Origin of the sequence: Bacillus luti (assembly GCF_009739945.1) — a bacterium.
Taxonomy (GTDB): Bacteria; Bacillota; Bacilli; order Bacillales; family Bacillaceae_G; genus Bacillus_A; species Bacillus_A luti.
Map to the genome: position 1 here is coordinate 2,359,158 of NZ_CP040336.1, position 22,588 is coordinate 2,381,745.

At 35.8% G+C, this 22,588-nt stretch carries 19 protein-coding genes and 1 pseudogene; 12 read left to right on the forward strand and 8 right to left on the reverse strand.

What is annotated here, in order from left to right:
- Positions 1-21: 21 nt before the first annotated feature.
- The 3 genes and pseudogenes from EUC40_RS12010 to EUC40_RS12030 all read right to left on the reverse strand — a co-directional run bounded on the left by EUC40_RS12010 (position 22) and on the right by EUC40_RS12030 (position 3,501).
- On the reverse strand, positions 22-1,215 hold the full coding sequence (locus tag EUC40_RS12010; RefSeq protein ID WP_156576936.1) for a nucleoside transporter C-terminal domain-containing protein: 1,194 nt from the start codon (positions 1,213-1,215) through the stop codon (positions 22-24).
- Between the two features lie 157 nt (positions 1,216-1,372).
- Positions 1,373-2,511 (reverse strand): annotated as a pseudogene (locus EUC40_RS12020) (RNA-guided endonuclease InsQ/TnpB family protein).
- Between the two features lie 498 nt (positions 2,512-3,009).
- A complete protein-coding gene (locus EUC40_RS12030; protein WP_156575357.1) occupies positions 3,010-3,501 on the reverse strand; it encodes a DinB family protein in 492 nt (163 codons plus the stop codon).
- A gap of 299 nt (positions 3,502-3,800) precedes the next feature.
- On the opposite strand from EUC40_RS12030, the gene EUC40_RS12035 reads away from it, so the two are divergent.
- From EUC40_RS12035 to EUC40_RS12060, 6 genes are all read left to right on the forward strand, one after another.
- Positions 3,801-4,844, forward strand: coding sequence for an ArsR/SmtB family transcription factor (locus tag EUC40_RS12035; protein ID WP_071711827.1), 1,044 nt, complete (start codon positions 3,801-3,803; stop codon positions 4,842-4,844).
- A 57-nt stretch (positions 4,845-4,901) separates the two neighbouring features.
- On the forward strand, positions 4,902-6,116 hold the full coding sequence (locus EUC40_RS12040) for an MFS transporter (protein ID WP_156575359.1): 1,215 nt from the start codon (positions 4,902-4,904) through the stop codon (positions 6,114-6,116).
- 97 nt (positions 6,117-6,213) lie between these two features.
- The gene (hmoA, locus tag EUC40_RS12045) at positions 6,214-6,540 is read left to right on the forward strand and encodes a heme-degrading monooxygenase HmoA (RefSeq protein ID WP_156575361.1); all 327 of its coding nucleotides are present in this window, start codon (positions 6,214-6,216) and stop codon (positions 6,538-6,540) included.
- A gap of 58 nt (positions 6,541-6,598) precedes the next feature.
- Positions 6,599-7,303: a nucleotidyltransferase family protein gene (locus EUC40_RS12050; protein WP_156575363.1), complete on the forward strand. Its 705-nt coding sequence runs from the start codon at positions 6,599-6,601 to the stop codon at positions 7,301-7,303.
- A gap of 234 nt (positions 7,304-7,537) precedes the next feature.
- Positions 7,538-7,957 (forward strand): VOC family protein, encoded by a 420-nt coding sequence (locus EUC40_RS12055; protein WP_071711831.1) that lies wholly within the window; start codon positions 7,538-7,540, stop codon positions 7,955-7,957.
- Between the two features lie 333 nt (positions 7,958-8,290).
- Complete coding sequence (locus tag EUC40_RS12060) at positions 8,291-9,073, forward strand: class I SAM-dependent methyltransferase (protein WP_156575365.1); 783 nt, start codon at positions 8,291-8,293, stop codon at positions 9,071-9,073.
- Between the two features lie 160 nt (positions 9,074-9,233).
- Here the strand turns inward: EUC40_RS12060 and lsrF are convergent, their stop codons facing one another.
- Genes lsrF through EUC40_RS12080 form a run of 4 tightly spaced genes read right to left on the reverse strand, consistent with a single transcriptional unit; the run spans position 9,234 to position 12,923 of the window.
- The gene (lsrF, locus tag EUC40_RS12065) at positions 9,234-10,016 is read right to left on the reverse strand and encodes a 3-hydroxy-5-phosphonooxypentane-2,4-dione thiolase (protein WP_000219781.1); all 783 of its coding nucleotides are present in this window, start codon (positions 10,014-10,016) and stop codon (positions 9,234-9,236) included.
- Positions 10,017-10,022: 6 nt separating this feature from the next.
- Positions 10,023-10,385, reverse strand: a complete 363-nt coding sequence (locus EUC40_RS12070; RefSeq protein WP_071711834.1) for a cupin domain-containing protein — start codon at positions 10,383-10,385, stop codon at positions 10,023-10,025.
- A 25-nt stretch (positions 10,386-10,410) separates the two neighbouring features.
- The gene (gene lsrK / locus EUC40_RS12075) at positions 10,411-11,973 is read right to left on the reverse strand and encodes an autoinducer-2 kinase (protein ID WP_156575367.1); all 1,563 of its coding nucleotides are present in this window, start codon (positions 11,971-11,973) and stop codon (positions 10,411-10,413) included.
- Positions 11,973-12,923 (reverse strand): sugar-binding transcriptional regulator, encoded by a 951-nt coding sequence (locus tag EUC40_RS12080; protein ID WP_116758526.1) that lies wholly within the window; start codon positions 12,921-12,923, stop codon positions 11,973-11,975. Before EUC40_RS12080 ends, lsrK begins: the two co-directional genes overlap by 1 nt.
- A 179-nt stretch (positions 12,924-13,102) precedes the next feature.
- On the opposite strand from EUC40_RS12080, the gene EUC40_RS12085 reads away from it, so the two are divergent.
- Genes EUC40_RS12085 through lsrB form a run of 4 tightly spaced genes read left to right on the forward strand, consistent with a single transcriptional unit; the run spans position 13,103 to position 17,560 of the window.
- Complete coding sequence (locus EUC40_RS12085) at positions 13,103-14,584, forward strand: sugar ABC transporter ATP-binding protein (protein ID WP_156575370.1); 1,482 nt, start codon at positions 13,103-13,105, stop codon at positions 14,582-14,584.
- A complete protein-coding gene (locus EUC40_RS12090) occupies positions 14,581-15,534 on the forward strand; it encodes an ABC transporter permease subunit (protein WP_156575372.1) in 954 nt (317 codons plus the stop codon). The genes EUC40_RS12085 and EUC40_RS12090 overlap by 4 nt, the downstream gene beginning before the upstream one ends.
- Positions 15,531-16,520, forward strand: a complete 990-nt coding sequence (locus EUC40_RS12095) for an ABC transporter permease (RefSeq protein WP_156575374.1) — start codon at positions 15,531-15,533, stop codon at positions 16,518-16,520. The genes EUC40_RS12090 and EUC40_RS12095 overlap by 4 nt, the downstream gene beginning before the upstream one ends.
- On the forward strand, positions 16,517-17,560 hold the full coding sequence (gene lsrB / locus EUC40_RS12100; RefSeq protein ID WP_156575376.1) for an autoinducer 2 ABC transporter substrate-binding protein LsrB: 1,044 nt from the start codon (positions 16,517-16,519) through the stop codon (positions 17,558-17,560). The genes EUC40_RS12095 and lsrB overlap by 4 nt, the downstream gene beginning before the upstream one ends.
- 44 nt (positions 17,561-17,604) lie before the next feature.
- Here the strand turns inward: lsrB and EUC40_RS12105 are convergent, their stop codons facing one another.
- Complete coding sequence (locus tag EUC40_RS12105) at positions 17,605-19,107, reverse strand: malate:quinone oxidoreductase (RefSeq protein ID WP_156575378.1); 1,503 nt, start codon at positions 19,105-19,107, stop codon at positions 17,605-17,607.
- A gap of 379 nt (positions 19,108-19,486) precedes the next feature.
- Here EUC40_RS12105 and EUC40_RS12110 point away from each other — a divergent pair, with 379 nt between their 5' ends.
- Together EUC40_RS12110 and EUC40_RS12115 are read left to right on the forward strand one after the other, a co-directional pair.
- The gene (locus EUC40_RS12110; RefSeq protein WP_156575380.1) at positions 19,487-20,533 is read left to right on the forward strand and encodes a DUF2332 domain-containing protein; all 1,047 of its coding nucleotides are present in this window, start codon (positions 19,487-19,489) and stop codon (positions 20,531-20,533) included.
- A gap of 251 nt (positions 20,534-20,784) precedes the next feature.
- Positions 20,785-22,524: a sigma 54-interacting transcriptional regulator gene (locus EUC40_RS12115; RefSeq protein ID WP_156575382.1), complete on the forward strand. Its 1,740-nt coding sequence runs from the start codon at positions 20,785-20,787 to the stop codon at positions 22,522-22,524.
- The last annotated feature ends 64 nt before the right edge of the window (positions 22,525-22,588 follow it).

The following is a 22,588-nucleotide window of genomic DNA, read 5'->3' on the forward strand; positions in this document are numbered from 1 at the left end:
GTCTTTTATTTTAAAAATTATTTACCATACAAATAGTCCAACGAGCATAGCGCTTAATAGGGAAACTGCCATTCCGCTCACAAGAAGCTTCCAAACATTTTTCCCGATGACTGATGATTTTTCGCCGCCAAATAATGAATTGTAAGTTCCATAAATCATACCCACTGTACTAAAGTTAGCAAAAGAAGCTAGAAATGTTGTTGCAACCGCAACCGTATGCGGTTGTAAAGACTTTAAGTTTGATTTTAAATCCATCATTGCCACAAATTCATTCGTAGTTATTTTGATCCCCATTAATTCAGCTACATACATAGCTTCTTTTCCTGATAAACCAAGTAAAAAGGCAAAAGGACTAAAGATAATGGAGAAGATTTTTTGAATTGTTAAACCCGTTACAAAAAATCCTAAAATCCCATTTAAACATGCTGTTAAAGCTACATATCCAATTACCATAGCTAAAATAACGATAACCATATTCATCCCGACTAACATACTGTTTGAAATAGTAGAAAAGAAATCCTTTTTTTCATGTTTGGAAGGTGAATAAACAACATCTTCTTCTTTCGGGACTTCTACAGGGTTTAAAACATTGGCTAAAATTAATGCGTTAATACAGTTTAAAGGAATAGCACTGAAAATATATGTTGCTGGGACCATTGATAAATAAGCACCAAGAATGGATCCGCTAACGCTACTCATACTCATAATTCCAAAAGTCAGCAAACGATTTTCTTTTAACACAGATAATTGATCACGAACAACTGCAAGTGCTTCCGTATTTCCTAAAAACATCATTTGAATGGAAAAGAAGCTTTCTAACTTTGGTAAACGAGAAATCTTTGAAATAACTGCACCTACTTTATCAATAATCCAAGTTAAGATTCCGAAATAAGAAAGAATATCGAAAAAAGTAATAACGAAAATGATAGGAAGTAATGCGCTAAAGAAGAAATCAATGTGTGGACTGTCCATAGCTGAAGGAAATGCAAATCGAATACCTTCATTCGCACATGCTAGTAGCCAACTGAAAAATGACGCAATTTTATTAATGATAATACTGCCGAGCTTCGTCCCTAACATAAACCATGTAATAAAGAGCTCCAATATGATGAGAATAATGATTGGTCTCCATTTTATTTGTTTTTTATTAGGTGAACATAGGAAAACGAATAGTATAACAATGAAAATCCCTAACATATTTAATATGAAATGCATGTCAACAACTGCTACTAAAAATATAGACAAACGTACATTCTTAGAGTATTCCTGCTTCTCTGTGTCCTGTCTCGCCACTCACTCGCTACTACAGTTTGCTGTAACACTCCACAGGCGTAAATTCCGATGTAGCCCACCGTACATATATACAATCTATTTACGTTAGTACTATATATTCTTTTGCTTGTAAAAGGTTAATCGCTGCGTTCAAATCTCTATCCATTACATTACCACATCCACATTCATATACCCGGTCAGATAATTTTAAATCTGCTTTCTTTTGACCACAATATGAGCACAACTTTGATGATGGATAAAATCGGTCTACTTGACGTAATTCAATTCCATATTCCTTACATTTCGTCAAAAGCCATGTTTTAAAAGTATAAAAAGACTGCTTGGCAATTGTTTTAGATAGATGTTTATTCTTCAGCATACCTCTCACATTCAAATCTTCTACTGTAATAAACGTTGGCTTGGTTTTCACCACATTCGTTACAATAGATTTTACATACGCTAGTCGAATATTCGCTAATCGAGCATATAGCTTTTGCACCCTAAGAATATTTTTATCTATATTTGCTTTTTTGTTAGTAACAGAGTGTTCACCTCTCTTTCTTATATTTTCAAATTTACGTGATAAAGAACGTTGTGCACGTCTTAACCGTTTTTTTATCTTTTTTACTTGTATTGTTTTGTTGATGTTTTCATGAGCGATACCATCACTACGTACAGCGAAATCCTTCACACCTAAATCAATCCCTAAACCTGTTGAATGGAGTGTTGGCTTCGCTTTTTGTTCTTTCAATTCGCAAAGCACAGATACAAAATATTTTCCTGCTTTTTTCGATATTGTTCCGCTTTTAACAACTGCACCTTTTGGGATATATCCATACTCTTTTAATCTCATCCATCCAATCGTAGGGATTTTTACTTTATGTCTTTCAACTGCCCAATCCGTTTTATTATTCTTAGGAAAATAACATTTTACATCTTCATTTTTCTTTTTCTTGTAGCGTGGAAACTTAGACAATCCATTAAAAAACTTCTTAAAAGCTTTATCTCCATTCATTATGGCTTATTTTATCGCTTTACTCGACACTTCTTTAATCCACTGGTCGCACTTTTTTGTATGAATGTTGTTTAGCCATTTAGAAATTTCCCCTCGAATTCATATATCTCTTTGTTTTTAGAGAGATATAAATTGTAAACATACATGCACACTCCAATCGTTTGATTAATCTTGATTGTTTGTTCATTTGTCGGTTTAATCTCTATTCGGTATGCTTTTTTCATAGTTCTTTATCCTCCGACTGTTGCTTTTTGTATTTCCTCAATCCATATATCCTATAACTATATACATGAATGTTAGATACCAAATACTGAGCAAGTTCTTCTTGTGGAGACTACCTTTCATTAGTAACACTGATAACTTCAACTTCCATTTTATGAATAAATTCCTTAAACCAGTTGTAACCAAAGCGAACAAACCTATCCTTGTGTGCGATGATGATTGAAACATATCTTAACATGCAGTCATCGAACTTATATTTTAATGCTAATTTCTACGTTTACCTATGTTTTCAATTACTATTGTTTCCTCCTTGAGGCTTATTATTTGTATATAAAAAAGCCTCTATTCTTCCAAATTTGGATTATGATCAGAAGTTATGAAGCGTGTAAATGATGTTAGGGATCCATGTATTTTAATTTGCTAATTGCAGTAATTCCCGAATAATTAGCTATTTTCAATTGTTTTATTGCATGTTAAACGTAAGCAAATTTAAAAATCGTTTATAAATAAGAACGATGAGTTGGCCATGAACCTTGGAGTTTCCGAAGTTGTATAATTTGTCCGGTATGATAAGCGTCGTGTAAAAGGATATTCATATATTGTTGCCAAACTGGTAAAGAAGGACTTAGTTGATCTAGTTCCGCTTCTTGAAGGAATGTTAATGAAGATTGTAAGGCATCATGTACTCGAAGCGTTCGCCTGACGGTTTGTTGCCAAGCGTCATCGTCATTAGGTCCACCTTGGATAAAGGTTTCATCATTATTTTGTGGAGCAACAAATGTATCATCTTCATGTAAGCGGGAAAGTAAGCGCTCTTTAAAAATTAATAAATGGTTTACATTTTCCCAAATTGTATTACTGGCAAAGCCTTCTGGTTTCCAACACGCTTGTTCAGCGGTAAGATTCTTTAACGCTTCCGATATCGGTGGATACCACTCTTCTTCGTAAAAAACTTGTTTGACACCATTTTGTAACATCTCTTTTTTACTCATTCGTATAACCTCCTGCTCATTTTCTTAAGAAATACTTTCTCTTTTCTCATCAATAAACCTTCTCTATAGCTGAACAAGAGAAGGAACAACGTATAATAGATTTTTTACAAAAGAATCTTCATTATTAATACGACATTTAACAATCGATGTTTGCATTGAGTCAGAATGAAAACGATTATAAACCTTTTTCTATTTGTTCTTCGATAAAAGTTTTTGATTTGTAATAAAATTCTAAAAATATAGAAGGTATAATTCGATAAAAATAGAATTTAATACGTAACAAACAAGGAGGAGATAAAATGGAAGTCTTTCACGTAACGAGCAGAAAGAGGGAGACATACAACGTTCAAATGAGATATTCGATACTTTTCGAATGTGCACTTGGCATTGCAGCGATTACTCATAAAAGGTTAATTGATACACTTGAAAAGTCTCAAAGTGATTGGGAAGAGATTAGACAATCATTAACAAAAGAGATGAGAGAGCAATTACAGTTTGTAGAAGAACATAATACGTGGAAAGCGTTGCTTCAGTTGTTGTATGAAGGGGATTTTCAGGATTTATTGCAGTTTAAAGTAAAGGTCGATTCGCTCTCAGAAGAAGATTTGAAGTTTATATGTTTACCGTTTTTAGGGGAGAAGTATGAAGAGAAAAGACGTTTAGCGGCAAGTGGAAACGTAACTTCAATACATGAGCTAATGGAACTGACACAAGACCATCAGTTTTTCTCTACTTATATTCGTTTTATATGTGATGTTGATGTACAAGTGCTGAAATCTCATTTAATCGCTGTTATGACAGGTTGGTATGAGAGCGTTATTAAGAAAGAGGAAGAAGAATTACTTTCTATATTAAAGCGAGACTATGAAGCAAAGAATGAAATGAATAAAAAAATGAAACCAGAAGAGTTTGTCGAGTGGGCCACTGGCGGTGTGAACTATATGCCAGAGCCAAGTGTTCATCACGTACTTCTTATTCCGCAAATGACGTATAGACCGTGGAATATTGAAGCCGATATTGAAGATACGAAGGTGTTTCATTATCCAGTTGCGAGTGAAAGCATTCATCCTGAAGATCCATATGAACCAAATTATTTTTTAGTTCAAAAGCATAAAGCACTTGGGGATGAAGCAAGATTACGCATTGTAAAAATGTTGTTTGAAAAAGAACGTACATTGCAGGAAATGACAGAAAGATTGCAACTAGGTAAATCGACAGTACATCATCATTTGAAACTGTTACGTGCAGCGAAGTTAGTTGATATACATGACGGAAAGTATGTATTAAGGAAGAAAGCAGTTCAGTCGTTAGCGAAAGAATTAGAGGCGTTTCTAGATAGATAATATACAACGAGAATGTACATAAAGGGAGGAATTTAAGAGGAAAGTTGGCGAGCTATAGTGAAGAGTGTATTGAAAAACCGCTCCTTCTTTTATATGTGGATTGGTAGTGCAATTTCAGAATTAGGAGGGGCTTTTGGGACGTTATGTAATTCAATTTTAGTATATGAGTTAACAGGGTCGAAAACAGCATTAAGCAGTATGTGGCTATTATATTTTATTCCGTCTCTCATACTGCAGCTAATATGTGGACCATTTATTGATAAATGGAGCCGGAAGTGGATTATGATTTTCTCTCAATGGGCGCGGGCAACGGTTTTCTTACTACCTTTCATCATGCTAATTAGTAGCAGTATAGAAGTTTGGCACGTGTATGTCGTTCAAATCGTAATTGGGCTCATTACGCCACTTTATACACCTGCTAGTCAAGCAATCACACCAAGCATTGTAAGTATAGAGCACCTCCAAGAAGCAAATGGGTATATTGATGGAATGACTCGTCTTATGATGTTTCTTGGGCCTGTATTAGGTGGAATCGTTATTAAATTTATTGGGCTCAAATTAACGATATTTTTTGTTTGCACTTGTTTATTTATAAGTGGAGGTTTGTTATTTTTTATAAAAGAAACAAGAGTAAAACAAGAACTAAGAAAAACGTGGCTTGAACAGTTTCTTCACGGTTTTACATATTTTTTCACAAAACCAATTATCGTTTGGCTCGGTGTCTTTCTTACTTTCGTTCAATTTGGAGTAGGAGTAACAATGGTCACAAACCTTCCTTATATAAAAGATGAGCTGTCAGCGGGATATGCGGAGTTTGGGTATTTTATGGCCGGTTTCCCGCTTGGCTATGTAGTTGGATCCATACTAGTCGGAAAAGTAACATATAAAAGTCGGCGCATACTTATGCTTGGAGGATTGTTTGTAGGAGGGCTGACATACATTTCACTAGGGCTTAATCAAAGCATTATCATTGCGATATTAATCGAAGTAATAGCGGGTATTTGCATTGCATTTTTCAATATTCATAACACGACGATATGTCAACAATCAGTCCCAAACAATATGATAGGAAAAGTATTTTCAGTGCGATTATTTTTCATACGATCCGCTATGCCGTTAGGTGTGTTATTAGGGGGCATACTGAGTGAAATATGGGGAGTGAGAGCACTATACTTTCTTATAGGATCGATTATATGTGTCACTTCTTTAATCGGGATATTACTTCCGTATTTTAAATTTTTAGATGAGCCGATTGAAGAGAAATCTGCATAATTCTAAAAATTTGAAACTTTATAATTGAAAATAATTATCATAATCAACTATAATAGAAGAATACTAGTATTCGTATAACAAAGAAGGAGTGGAATATATGTTTATTGAAACGAAAACATTTACAGTCAAAGAAGGTACATCAAATATAGTTGTAGAACATTTCACTGGAGAAGGTATTATTGAAAAATTCGAAGGCTTCATCGATTTAAGTGTTCTCGTGAAAAAAGTAAGACGCGGAGACGAAGAAGTAGTCGTTATGATTCGCTGGGAATCTGAAGAATCGTGGAAAAACTGGGAAACAAGTGAAGAACATTTAGCTGGACATAGAGCAAGCCGTGGTAAACCGAAACCAGATCACATCATTAATGTTGAGCATGGGGTTTATTATGTGAAATCATCGAAGGCGGCTTATCAGCAGTCGTAAAATATAAGTAGAGGATACAGCAAACATGTATCCTCTTTTTTAGTGTTGGGGGATGGGAATGATAGAAAGTCTTTTATTTATTACAAATGAAAAACATAAAAAATTAGTGCAAACAATAGTAGCTGAAATCGTATCTAAAGATGAGGTAAATGGATTCATGCTAATTGGATCTGTCGCAAGAGGCGATGCATATCCTGAATCTGATTTAGACTTCTATATACTTTTAGAAGACGGGCAAAAGAAGAAATTTTATTCTGAAATGAGAGAAGATATTTTAGTTGAATATAAGAGTGCAGATTTTAATCAAATTCAATTAAATTTTAAAAACAATCCGATGGAACTATACTCATTTTTAGAAGGGGGAATTTTGTTTGATAAAAGTGGTGAGTTAAAAAAGTTAAAGGAAATAGCTACATATGAATTTGAAAACTATCGTGTTTCTAGCGACAAAGTGAAAGGTATTTCTCATTGGTTGCATAGTTCGTTAATTAAAATTCCATCTGCTTTGAAAGCAAATGATGAGTTAAAGGCTTCATACATAGTTCATACGTCAACTTGGACATTGGTAGAAGGAATATGGGCTATGAATAATAAGCCAGTACCTCCAGCTGGATCTGTTTTGAAGTATATCCAAACGTTATCGAATAGACCGAATCATTTTGACGAGTTGATAAATAAAGTGTTTTTAGCGGATACACGAGAGCGGATCTCTTCAGCAATTTTCTTGATGGAGTGGGTGCTAATGGATTTGGAGAGTAAATAATAAAACGAACATGATTGCCAATTTTAATCGATAAATACATACTCCGTTTCAAGACATTCGCATAATTTCATTCACTGTATTTTAAATGTTTCATTGAAAAATGTTCTAGACGATAAAAAAAGGTATTAGACTATTACAAAATGAACACTTGAATACAACCCCTTTACTATTTGGGTGCTATTAATATGGGGCAATATACTATCGTATAACCCTTGGTTAAAAGGAGCTGGGTGAATGAAGTTGAATCATTTAAATCTATGCGTTGATGATTTATCGGAAGCGAGACATTTCTTCGAAACATTTTTTGATTTTCAATTTTTGGAGCAAAAAGGGAAGGCACTTGTAGTGATGAGTGATGAGAGTGGATTTATACTTGTGCTAAGCGATCCAAAAGCATTTAAGGGGAATAAGGAAGTTATGTATCCTGAAGCTTTTCATATTGGTTTTTTAGTGGATACTTCAAGTGAAGTTGATCAAGCATATAATCGTTTAGTAGCTGGGGGCATTGAAATAGACAAGGAGCCGTATGCAATGAGAGGTAGTAGTTATGGGTTTTATTTTTCAATGTTTAATGGATTGTTAATTGAAGTGTCTTGCCTTGACTATAAAGAAGGTAAGAAAGTTTCAAAACGTAATGATGCTCATCAAGCATAATTGTTTGAAAGTTCTTTTCGTTCTTAATAGGGCGCAAATTTTTCATCGATAGTAAATAAGCGTTCATCGTAAAAATCGGTAGGGCGTTCGAAAGTCATTCGTTTCATGATCATTCCTCCTTTATTTTGTTTTCCTATTTAATTATAACTGAAATGACCATTGTTTTTAAAAAACAACAAATTATTTGAAAAGTAAGGAAAATAAAATATTTATGCGTTAAAATAATAATAGACTACCATTTATTAACTATTAGTAGGTCAATAGGATAAGAGTGTAACTAGTTAAACTTGTTACACTTTAAATGCAACAAGATATTTAGGAGGAATAATCATAATGGATACTACACAACAAAACAGTAATGCATGGGATAAGAAGGTTGAAGAAGGTTCTAGATACACGCAATTTGTAAGTAGCGAGGTTATTGAAAAAAGTAAATTAGGTGAATGGGAAATTACAGTCACCACGGAGAAATCAGTTCCTAGAGAATGGTTTCCAACGTCATTAGAAGGGGTAAAGATACTTTGTTTAGCATCAGGTGGAGGGCAACAAGCGCCTGTATTGGCTGCTGCTGGAGCAGATGTAACAGTTACTGATATATCTAAGAAGCAATTGGAACAAGATGAAAAAGTAGCGGAGCGAGATGGGTTAACTTTAAAAACAGTGCAAGGAGATATGTCAGACCTTAGTGATTTTGAAGATGAATATTTTGATATTGTCGTAAATCCTGTTTCTAATTTGTTTGTAAAAGATGTTCATCTTGTATGGAATGAGATTTCAAGGGTTTTAAAGAATAAAGGTATACTTATTTCTGGGTTTACAAATCCTTTACTATGGATTTTTGATGATAACGAAGAGAGAAAAGGTATTCTTGATGTGAAACATTCAATCCCTTCATCAACATTGGACCATTTGCCAAAGGATGAAGTTCAAGATTATATCAATTCAAATCAAACAATAGAATATGCTCATACGCTAGAAGATCAAATCCAAGGTCAAGTTGCAGCTGGTTTTGTAATAACAGGTTTTTATGAGGATGATTTTGGTGGAACAAGGATATTAGATAAGCATATTAAAACTTTTATTGCGACAAAAGCTATAAAAGTAAAAATGGATTAAAGATTTTGGGTTATTACGTAGGGGATTACATTAGTAACAGTAAAAGTTCAATATATGTCAAAAAGGATGGCACTTGCCATCCTTTTCTTAATGTATTTTGAGCGTCAAATGAAGTTTTACACCTTTTAACTGAACAAAATACATAGTCCGTCTTTTTCCATTAATTTTTTACATCTTCATATAACTGGAGCGCCTCTTTCACATTCAATCTATTTTTCACAATACCATGTATTGCTTGAATCATTGCAGCTGGATGTTCGGATTGCCATATGTTACGGCCCATATCTACGCCGATTGCACCTTCTTGCAGTGCATTGTACGTAATGTTTAATGCGTCTTCGATTGAATCTAGTTTCGGTCCACCGGCGATTACGACTGGGGCAGGGCATGTGCTCGTTATTTTTTCGAATCCTTCGCAGTAGTACGTTTTAATAATGTCAGCACCCATTTCAACACATACACGGGAAGCAAGTGCTAGAAAGCGAGCTTCACGTTTTTGTAATTCTTTTGCGACAGCGGTAATGCCGAGAACTGGCAGACCGTAATCGTGAGCTTCTGAAACTACATTTGCGAGATTTGAAACTGTTTGTGTTTCATAATCGGATCCGACGAAAACAGAAACGCCGACGCCAATTGCATTTTGTTTCACTGCTTCTTTTACAGGTGTAACAATTGTTTCGTTCGCTAAGTCTTTCCCAACGACAGTAGCTCCGCCAGATACACGCATAACCATAGGTGTGCTGCAGTTTTCAGGAATACAAGAGCTAAGTACACCACGCGTTAAAAAGAGAGAGTCCGTGTAAGGAAGTAAGTTTTTAACTGTCTCGAGTGGTTGTTCTAGTCCGTGAATCGGTCCTAAGAAATAGCCATGGTCTATCGCAAGCATAACCGCTCTGCCATCCGGTAAAATTGTATTTAATCGATTTTTAAATCCCCAAGTCATTAGGAATCACTCCTTCGTTAATGTTGGATTTTCCGTTTGTACAGTATCTTTATTTGGTAAATGTGGTGACTTTATAAAAACAGCTTTAAAAGGTTTGTCAGAATGGTTAATAAGGTAGTGAGATTCGTGAGGACGAACTTGCAGGACATCACCTTGCTTAATTGGAATTCTTTCGTTATTTACATAGAAATCTATTTCGCCTTCTAATGCATAGAAGACTTCTTCGCACGTTGTATGATAATGGTTTTGAAACTCTTGCCCAGGTTGAATGACAACAAGGCCTAAATCAATATTCGGTCCTTGTATTAAATATTTTGGCCCGTTATCACCGAAGCGATAGGAGAAATCATTTTCATTCGCTTTTAACATACATTTCACTCCTTTATGTAATGTGTTACAGAGCGCCGGGTGCAATCCACATATGTGAGGTGAGCCCTTTATCGGCTAAAGCGAGCTGACTGTCATACACAGTTTTCCATGTTTCATAGAACTCCTTATAAAGTTCGTGATTTTCAGTGATTGGTTCAAATGTATATTCCCACTGTACAAACTGTTCGGCAGTTTCTTCCATAGATTTATATATTCCAGCGCCAACTCCAGCAGCAATTGCAGTTCCTAACGCAGCTGCTTCTTTCACAACCGGTACTTTTACAGGGATTCCGAGTACGTCTGAAAGAATTTGTGGCCATAGTTTTCCTTTAGCTGCACCACCAGCAAAAACAACTTCAGAAGGGAATGTACCAGTGAGGTTTTCTATTAATTTTAAGTTTCCGAGTGTAACGAAAGCAGCATTTTCTTCAATAGCACGGAACATTTCTTTCTTACCGCATTTTTCTGCGTCTAAACTTAAATTTAAAAAAGAAGGTGCGGCATGACGCCAAGAAATGTAGTTCATAACGTTTGAAAAAGTAGGGATAATGCCATGTGACCCAGCCGGGACGTCTTTCGCTTGTTCTTCTAATAATTCATATGCATCTACACCGAGTTTTTCAGCGAGTTTCTTTTCTTCTTGACAAAAAGCATCTCGAAACCAGCGCATAACAAGACCAGGGAAAAAGGCAATCGTTTCATATTGCCATAAGTCCGGAATGACGTGACAATTTACACGAATTGTTGCATTTGGATCTGTTATTGGCTCTGTAATGTTCACTTCTTGTTGCCAAAAACTCCCCCCGCATATGAATGTTTGATTTGGCTTAACAACTCCAGTTCCGAGTGATGCCATTTGCGCGTCACCGCCGCCAGCGACGACAGGAATTCCTTCCCGTAAACCAGTTAATACGGAACACCCTTTTGTAACAGTACCAATCACAGTGCCAGCTTCATTTACTTTTGGTGAAAAAGGTAAAGTGAGACCGCATTCTTTAGCGACATTGTTATCCCACACTCTATTTTGTAAGTCAAAAATACCGGACGTACATCCGTTGGAAGAATCGATTTGTAGTACGCCGCTTAATTTATACAAAATCCAGTCGTTTAACATCGTAAAAGAATGAATATTGCTATAGACGTTTGGCTCATGTTTTTTAATCCAGAGTAGGCGTGGTAAAGCACCTAATGAAAAGGTTTGCCCAGATTTTGTATATAAATCTTCCTCAAGATGTGAGCGGACTTCTTTTAGTTCGCTAACTTCAGCGGATGCACGCCCATCAACATTTGCACAGGCCCATATTTCTTGCCCGTTTTTATCGTATAAAACGAAACCTTCCCGCATACTTGTAGCGCTAATAGCTTGAATAGAAGAGGGAGATATATTACTTTTTTTCAGAACATCTTTTGTGCATTCTTGTACAAGTTGCCAATTTTCTATTACATCAAAGTTCATAGATCCTGGATAACGAGGGTCAGATTTGTGAATCCATTCTTTTTGACTTACTGCAATTTGATTACCGTGTAAATCAAAAAGAACTGCTCGAATGCTTCCTGTACCAGCATCGAAAGCTAACAAAGTAGACATTAAGAATCACCGTCCTTAAGTAATAAAGAGAGTGCAGTTTCCTCATCAGTAATTAATGTATGAATAAACTTTCCTTTTAAAGCCCCATAAATGGCATCTATCTTTTGAATGCCTCCAGCAACACCAACGACATGATTCATGTTGCGCAAAATAGAGAGAGGCGTGCCAATTAGGCGATTGTGATGCGGAAGCTCTAATAAATTGCCAGTCGTATTATAAAACTGTCCTAAAATATCGCCAACGCCGTTTTGGCTACGAATATATGTCATTTCACGCAGTGTTAATTTTTCTTCTTTCACAATAGTGGCATCTTGAGATAAGCCGCCAATACCGACAACTGCCATTTGAGCAAGTGAAGCGACATGCAGCATATCTTTCACACTTGGTTCTGATAGAATGCTTTGTGCCATTTCGGTTGTAGATGCTAGAAACGGGGTAGGGATAATGTGAAGGTCTCCTTGCATGTATTGTAAATAGTTTTGTTTTCTCGGGAGATAGTGGTTTACTCCGCCTGTTAGCGTTACGATTGAAAGATTAATAGAACTTTCAAAGTGAATGTTTTCTAGCATTTTGCTAATTGTTTCTCCCCAGCCAATGCCGAGTAAATCGCCTTGCTGCAGCTGAGTTTCTAAATATTGTGCAGCAGCTTTTCCGAGAGAAGCGGCATAATCGTCTATTGGAGTAGGAATAATGAAAGCATCTTTTAAATGAAATTTTTTCATTAGGTCACGTTCAATGCTTAAACAGTGTAAACCAGTTCCTTTTATGTGAAATGTCACGATTCCTTCACTGCGTGCTTTATCTAATAAGCGAACGACTTTATTTCTTGAAATATGAAGGAGTGAAGCGATCTCTTGTTGTGTTAATTGATCTTTATAATAGTACCAAGCTACTTTTGTTAATAAATTTTCTTCAAAGTTCAGCTGTGTCATACTCTTCATCCCTTTCAACAATTGACCACTGCTTAAACATATGTGCCGTATATTTTGTTTATTCCAGTTGAAACGATTAATAGTATGGTGAAAAAAGTGTTCTAGATATGAAAAAAGGAATATACAATGCTACAAAACAAGTAGAACAAATAATCATTTTCTAAAAAAATGTCCTGGATAAAGGCAGGTGACATCATGTGGAGAACGTGCCCTTATTACAAGTGAAAAAAATGAGTAAGGCGTTTTCAAATCAGCTTGTACTTAAAGAAGTGAACTTACAAGTAGAGCGTGGTGATATATACGCTTTAGTTGGAGGTAATGGTGCTGGAAAATCAACATTAATGAAAATATTAACGGGGTTATATTCGTATGATAGTGGAGAAATGTATGTAAAAGGTATGAGACAACAGTTTACAAATCCAAAAGAAGCACATAGTAAAGGGATTTACTTAATACCACAAGAACCTCTCATTTTTTCGCATATGACCATTGAAGAAAATATATGTATCGGTCTAAAGGAGAATAGAAAGAAACTAAAGGTAAAAGTTCAGCAATTACTTGACAGTTTAGGTTGGGATATTAACCTGAAGGAGCTAGGAGGATCGCTATCCATTGCACAGCAACAATTAGTAGAAATCGTTAGAGGATTAATAAGAGAAGCCGAGATTCTTATTTTAGATGAGCCAACATCGACATTAACAACTCACGAAATGAAGAGTCTTTTTGTGTTGCTGAAAAGTTTACAAGAAAAAGGAATTGGAATGATATACATTACGCATCGCTTTCCAGAAATCTTTGAAATTGCTAATAAAGTAGCGATATTACGTGATGGAATGATTACAAACCAAGGGGATGTATGTGATTATACATATGACATATTGATGGAGGGACTATTACCAAAAGGGTATAAGCAGAAAGAGAAAAAAGAAGTAGTTCACGAGACAGAAAGGACGAAAAAAATATTAGAAGTGATTAATGTGAGTGGTCACGCATTCGAAAATATATCACTAACTGTACATGCTGGAGAAATTGTAGGTATTGCTGGCATTGTTGGATCAGGTAGAACAGAATTGGCAGAAGTGATATTTGGATTGAAAGCTATACAATCAGGTTCAATTTTATTAAAAGGAAAATCAATCGATACATGTTCTTTACATAAAAGGCTAAGTGAAGGACTAGTTTACGTGCCAGAGGATCGGGCGAGAAATGGGATTTTTTCAATCGCATCTGTGAAAGAAAATATGACAGCAGCATGTTTACAGCAAAATAATCGCTTTTTTATTAATCGAGAAAAAGAAAGCGCTTTAGTCAAATCGTTTATAGAGCAGTTCCGAATTGTTGTACCGAATACGAATGAAGAACTTGCATCTTTATCAGGAGGTAATCAGCAAAAAGTCGTGCTTGCGAAATATCTCGCATGTAATCCGAAAATCATTATTCTAGATGAACCAACACGCGGAATTGATGCGAAAGCAAGGCTTGAAGTGTATGAGACGATAGAAGAAATGAAGAGTGAAGGACTCGCCATAGTATTAATCTCTTCGGATGTAGAGGAAATTGTTCAATTAGCAAACCGTGTATATGTGATGCGAAATGGACAATTTGTTTCACATTTGGAGAAAGAAGAAATAAGTGTGGATGAGGTTACACGCCTTGCATACGGAGGTGTAACAGAATGAAACGTTTATTTAAAATGCACGAAACATCTATCATACTGTTATTACTAATTTATATAGCTGTAGTTGGAATGATAAATCCTAGTTTTGTTCAGTTTAACTCATTATCTTTAGTAATGAAATCAAGTGTTATTTTAGTCGTTTTAGCAATTGGCCAATCTTTCGTCTTATTTACGAAAAATATAGACGTATCAGTTGGCTCGATAATGGGAATAAGCGCGGCGGTTTGCGGAATGATGTTAACGAATGAATATAGTGCATTTTTGTCTATACTTGCCGCTATTTTACTAGGCTCGATTATCGGTTTCATAAACGGGATTGGCGTTGCAAAGTTTCGGGTACCGGCCATTATTATGACGTTAGGTATGCTAGGGGTCATTAGAGGTGCGATGTTAATTTTTACAGGAGGAAAGTGGATTGAAGATATTCCAAATGATTTTAAGCAGCTGTCATCACTCGTTATACTTGGTTTGCCAATCACCGTATGGAGTGTTCTTATTATTTTATTACTACTGTATTTCTTTTTAATGAAAGTGCCGTACGGAAGATACTTCTACGCAGTTGGTGATAATGAAGACGGTGCGAGACTCATTGGGATACCTATAGATAAAGTGAAGATAAATGCGTTTATTATATCAGGTATAAGTGCGGGGATTGCTGGTTGCATATTTGTTATGAATATCGGGTTCGTTCCAAATCAAACAGGTACAGGATTAGAATTACAAGTAATCGCCGCCGCTGTACTAGGAGGAATTCATTTAAAAGGAGGAACAGGATCTATACTTGGAGCCGCATTAGGAGCATTATTTTTAGAAACAATAAGCAGTTCACTCGTCTTTTTAAAGATACCGGCATTTTGGAATAATGCTATTTCAGGTTTTCTATTATTACTTATCATCATATTGGATAGTGTTATGAAAAAGTGGAAATCAGAAAGGAGGATGAATCTATGAAGTATTTTTACAGATGGGAAGGTGTTCTAATCGTATTGCTTCTTATAGAATTCATTCTCTTTAGTTTTCTAAATAGTGATTTCTTAAACGTTAGTAATCTCCTTTTTAGTACGAATGATTTTCTATTTATCGCAATCGCGGCGATACCAATGACTTTCGTTATTGTAACAGGAGGAATTGATGTATCGGTCGGCTCAATAATGGGACTCACTTCGATCTTGATTGGTGTACTTTGGATGAACGGAACACCTATTTTGTTTGCTGTCATAATTGCCCTAATAATTAGTTGCATCGCAGGCGCTTTAAACGGACTCATTATAAAAATGACAGATGTAGAACCACTCGTCGTTACACTCGGAACGATGTTTTTATACGGAGGGATTGCACTCGTAATTTCAGGAGGAGCGGGTGCTTCTGGATACGAAGGAATTAGTGGTTTACCTGATATTTTTGTACAACTGGCAAATGGAAATTTTATAGGAATACCTAACTTATTATGGTTACTTATCGTATTAACATTGATATGTACTACATTGTTTCACAGAACGATATATGGGCTCCACGTTAAACTAACAGGGGCGAATGAAAATGCAGCGAAATACACTGGGATCAAAACGAAAAAAGTAGTTATCATTGCTTACATACTTTCTGGGTTAGGAGGTGGATTAGGGGGAACTTTCTTAACTGCATATTTCGGTTCCGCCCGTGCTGATATTGGAAGTGAAACGATTTTACCAATCATTACAGCAGTCGTATTAGGCGGAACACTAATTACAGGTGGAAAAGGTAGTATTTTTGGTACTGTACTTGCTAGTATTTTCATTGGAATTATGCAGTATGGTCTACAAATGACAGGTTTAACAAATGAACAATCAAATGTAGTAATTGGTATTATCCTTATTCTTTCAGTTATTATGAGACATTTCAAATTACATCTATTCACAATGGGGAAAAGAAGGAATTTGCATAAGGGGGAAATGTCATGAAGAGAAAACTGGGGATTGTATTGATTGTATGTATTTGTTTAATCGGTTTAATTGCTTGCTCTAGTCAAACGGCAGATAAGAAAAAAGCTGATGATGTAAAATTTGCATTTATCCCGAAATTAACAGGAGTTGGTTTCTTCACATCGGGCGGTGAAGGAGCAAAAGAGATGGGGGATAAGTTAGGCGTACAAGTGAAGTATGATGGACCGTCTGAAGCAAGTGTTTCAGGGCAAGTAAAATATATAAATAATTTTATTAATCAAAACTATGATGCGATTATGGTTTCATCTACGTCAGTGGATGGACTATCGCAATCACTGCAACGTGCAAAGAAAAAAGGGATGACGGTGTTAACGTGGGATTCTGATGTGAATCCGAAAGATCGTTCATTTTATATAAGTCAGGGCATCCCAGATCAACTTGCAAACTTATTAATTGAGATGACTTCAAAGCAAATTGGAGATAAAGGAAAAGTAGCATTCTTTTATTCTAGTCCAACAGTAACAGATCAAAATCAATGGGTAACGAAAGCAAAAGAAATTATTAAAAAGAAATATCCGAACTGGGAAATTGTAACGACGCAGTATGGTGAAAATAATGCGCAAAAATCATTATCAGTAGGGGAGAACATACTAAAAACGTATCCTGATATTAACGCAGTCATTTGTCCAGATGCAACAGCACTTCCAGCAATGGCGCAAGCAGCTGAAAACTTAAAAATGGATAAAAAAGTTGCCGTAACTGGATTCTCTACACCAAACGTCATGCGTGATTACGTAAAACGAGGGACAGTACAGCAATTTGGATTATGGGATGTAAAACAACAAGGCGCTCTCGCAACGTATGTTGCAAATGAAATTGTTGTAAAAGGGAAGAAGTTAAAAGTAGGGGATAGCTTCGAAGTAAAAGGTATCGGAAAAGTGAAAGTAGAGCCTAATTCAATTCAAGGATATGATTACGAGGCAGAAGGAAACGGAATTATCGTATTGCCAGAACGAGTTGTATTTACGAAAGATAATATTGATAAGTATAATTTCTAGTAACGAAAAAACGTCCGAATATATCGGACGTTTTTATTTCTTTATTAATTATGAACCGTTTCTTTTTCGTTTAATCCAAGTGTACGTCCTGTGGAAGCGTGTAAATCTTGGAATAGCTTCGGATTTTCAGTGAGTGAAATGCCATAAGAAGGGATCATCTCTTTTATTTTTGACTCCCATTCGAGCATACGGCCTGGGAAACATTTTTCTAATACTTCAAGCATGACGTGAACAGCAGTAGATGCACCTGGAGAAGCGCCAAGTAACGCAGCAATGGAGCCGTCAGCAGCACTGACAACTTCTGTACCGAATTGAAGCGTGCCTTTACCGCCAGCATCAGTATCTTTAATTACTTGCACACGTTGGCCAGCAACTACAATATCCCAATCTTCACTTTTCGCATTCGGAATGAATTCACGTAATTCTTCCATACGTTTTTCATGTGACAGCATAACTTGTTGGATTAAGTATTTTGTTAGTCCCATTTCTTTTACACCAGCTGCTAACATCGTTAAGACGTTATTTGGTTTTACAGAGCCGATTAAATCAAGGTTTGAACCAGTTTTTAAGAATTTAGGTGAGAACCCTGCAAACGGTCCAAACAGTAAAGCTTTTTTATTGTCTATATATCTCGTATCCAGATGAGGAACAGACATTGGCGGAGCGCCAACTTTAGCTTTACCGTATACTTTTGCATGATGTTGCTCAACAACCTTTTGATTTTTACATACCATAAATAGTCCACTTACTGGGAATCCACCGATATGTTTTGATTCGGGAATACCCGTCTTTTGTAGTAGAGGTAGACTACCACCACCGCCTCCAATAAAGACGAATTTTGCAGTATGATGCTCGATTTTTCCACTATTCATATCATGTACTTTTACATCCCACAAACCGTTCTTTGTGCGTTTAATATTTTCAACACTATGTTTGTAGTTTAGCTCGACATTTTTAGTTTTTAAGTAATCAAACAACATGCGCGTTAACGCACCGAAGTTAACGTCTGTTCCAGAATCAATTTTTGTTGCAGCCATCGCTTCACTAGATGCACGGCCATCCATAATGAGTGGAAGCCATTTTTGTAATGTTTCAGGAGCATCAGAATATTCCATTCCTTGGAATAACGGATTTTTTGAAAGCGCTTCAAAACGATTTTTTAGAAACTCTACATTTTTTTCCCCTTGTACTAAACTCATATGGGGTAGTGGCATAATAAAATCTTGTGGATTACGAATTAAATTTCGTTTTACAAGATATGCCCAAAATTGTCTTGAAAGCTGGAACTGCTCATTCACTTTTACAGCCTTACTAATATCTATAGATCCGTCAGATTTTTCGGAAGTATAGTTAAGCTCGCATAGCGCAGAATGCCCCGTACCTGCATTATTCCATTCGTTAGAGCTTTCTTCCCCGGCACTTGCGAGTTTTTCAAAAACTTTAATTTCCCATTCTGGTGCTAATTCTTTCAGCAATGAGCCTAACGTTGCACTCATAATTCCTGCACCGATTAAGATAACGTCTGTTTTTTGCTGCATGTTGCTCATGATAATCTCTCCATCCCCTATATTGGCAAAAAAGAGTAGGTGTTTACTATATCTAAGCCGTAAAATTGAAAACACCGCCTAGGCCCCACCTAGGTGTATACCTTTTTTGTCTCAATTATATAACCATCTCATACTCTATTATAATAATTAATAGACTAAAATATCTAGTGTTATCTGATAATTTTAAACTATTTAACGTTATATTTGCTAAAATTCTTATTTAACAAGCACTTTTCAGTTAATGAATAGATAAAAATTACGGTTTGAAATTATCTCGAAAAAGCTTACATCCCCCTAAGTGGTTTGGAAGGATCCCTTTTTATAGAATTTTATTCCTGTAAATGGTAAGATTATTCAAAAAATAAAAAGGGGGATACCAATGCGTACACAAGAACAAATCGCAAACTTATTTCGAAATTTTTCAATAAAGGAATGTAAAGGGTCAAGTGACTTGTATGAATACTTATCTATAAAAATTGCTGAAGATGATGAAGTGCTTACACTATCTTCCTACGCTCAAATAGGCCAACCAGTTCCAAACTTATTATTAGGCGCAGTACATTATTTATTACTAGCAGGGAAAGAACATTATTTGAAAACGTATTATAGTAGCCTAGTTGAAAATGCTAATATAAATTTAGATCAAGCTTTTGATCATTTTAAAGATTTCTGTAAAATGTACCGAGAGGAAATCATTACTTTATTACAAACGAAACTCGTTCAAACAAATGAAGTAAGACGATGTGCATATTTATATCCAAGTTTCAGCTATATATTTAATAAAGTGAACAAACCTTTAGCGTTAATTGAAATTGGGACAAGTTCTGGATTACAACTATTCTGGGATCAATATAGCTATTCGTACGGAACAGATGAAATATACGGAAATATAAACTCGAATGTACATTTAACTTCTGAAATAAGAGGGGAGAATGTGCCTCATTTATTAAAAGAAAGTCCACCTGTCGCAGAAAGAATCGGACTAGATTTACATGTAAATGATTTACATAGTGACGAAGATTATTTATGGCTACGTGCCCTAATTTGGCCAGAACATAAAGAAAGGCTTGAACTGTTTGACCAAGCAGCATCTTTAGTAAAAAATGAATCTGTTCAACTAATAGAAGGAGACGGTGTAGAGTTATTGCCATCTATTATTGAACGAATAAGTGGAGATGCTGTAATTTGTATTTTCCATACACACGTCGCAAACCAAATACCTGAACAAGAAAAGCGTAAGTTAGAAAAACAAGTGCAAGAAATCGGCGGGGAACGTGATGTATTCCACCTATATAACAACATGTGGGACCGGGATCTTCATATTGATTATTATATTAACGGAAACGAATATCGTGAAACGGTTGGAGAAACAGAAGGGCATGGTAGATGGTTTAGCTGGAGGCTTGGGAATAGGACTTTATGCTAAAGTAAACGTGATAATAATGGTTATTATCACCATTATTCGTAATGAAAACAGTTGATGGAAGGCAATTAGTCAACTGTTTTTTCTTTTTATTAAACACTTCTTAGTATCAAAAAAGAACCCACCGGTGAATTAGCTATTTTATTAATTCAAGAAATTATAACTTCAAACGGAAAAACCAAAGGAAAGTAAATATTAAAAATGAATATATAATACATGCGAAAAAGAGCGCAATTGGATAGGGGGGCTTTCAAATGCATATGACCGAACGAATGAAATTGCAGGTAACTAGTCAGGCTCTTCAGGTAATGAATAACGGAATTGCTGTTATAAGACGTGATGGAATTATCATATATAGTAACAAACTATTCTGTAGCATGTTACATAAAAAAGAAAATGAAATAATAGGTGAGCATATATCAACGATTATTCCTGAACGTAAAAAGCTAGTAGTGAATCAAAATGATAGTTTGTACAGGTATGAATGTAAGAGTGGTAACGAAGTTTTAATTGTGAATGAATCCTGTGTATATCAGGATGGGGCAGAAGACGGATCAATTGCTATTATGGAAAGAAAGGGTAAAAGTATACAGTCTTTGGAAAGTATCATAAGTCGATATGAAAGTGCCTTAAATTTACTGTCTGAGTGCATTCTAGGGGTAAATGAACAAGGGATTGTCAATTTTTTAAGTGGATCGTATGCACAATTTTTAGGAATTGATGATCCGAAGGAAGCGATTGGAAAGCATTGTACAGAGGTTGTTGAGAATACGAGGATGCATATTATTGTAAAGACGGGGCAGATGGAAATTGGGCATATCCAGCGTATAAGTAATCGGAATATAATCGCAACGCGCATACCTATCATTAAGGAAGGAAAGATTATTGGAGCAATTGGTAAAATTATGTTTCATGATATACAACAGTTTAAAGCTTTAGGAGATCAAATTAGTGAGATGGAATCAAAGTTATCTTACTATCAAACTGAATTACAGCGGCTGCAAGAAGGAAGGCTGTCTTTTCAAAGTATTATAGGAGAAAGTGTAAAAATGAAAGAAGTCAAAACGATGGCTTTAAAGGTTTCTAAAAGTCGGTCTACTGTTTTGATGAGGGGAGAGAGTGGTACTGGAAAGGAACTCTTTGCCCATGCAGTACACCGTGCAAGTCCGCGTGCTAGTGGCACATTTATTCGTTTGAATTGTGCTGCGATTCCGAGAGAACTTTTGGAGGCTGAATTGTTCGGATACGAAGAAGGGGCTTTTACAGGAGCGAAAAAAGGTGGTAAGCCTGGGAAGATTGAGTTAGCCGATAAGGGAACTTTGTTTTTAGATGAAATTGGTGATATGTCTTTGGACATGCAGGTGAAGTTGCTTCGTGTATTACAAGAGAAAGAGATTGAAAGAATTGGCGGTACGAAAATTCAAAAGATTGATGTTCGTTTCATTGCGGCAACACATCGAAATCTCCGTGAAATGGTGCAAAGAGGGGAGTTCAGGGAGGATTTATATTATAGGTTGAATGTGTTTGAGATTGACATTCCTCCGTTACGAGAGAGAAAAGAAGATATGATACATATAACGGAATTTTTAATTAAGAAATTGAATGGTGAGCTAGGTAGTAATGTTATTTCATTGGATGAGAGGGTTAGAGATATATTCATGGAGCATGATTGGCCAGGGAATATTAGGGAGCTAGAGAATGTGTTAGAACGAGCGATGAATGTTATAGAAGGAATGATTATTCAAGTACATCATCTTCCTGCCTATTTAAGGAAAAAAGATTTGGAAGAAACGTTATACCATGAAATATTTACGTTGGACCAGGAGAAGCATGAGATGAGTTATTTACTGCAGGCAGAAGTAGAGTCTGCTGAAAAACGTGCGATTACGAGAGCTTTGGAAAAAACAGTTGGAAATGTAAAAGAGGCAGCTGAGCTTTTAGGAATTCATCGGGCCAGCTTATATCGAAAAATAGAAAAATACGAAATGTCATAAAGGAATGTAAAGGGCAAACAGGCCCTTTTTTTGTTTGTGGTAATAAACACTGTCTCTTTTTTGC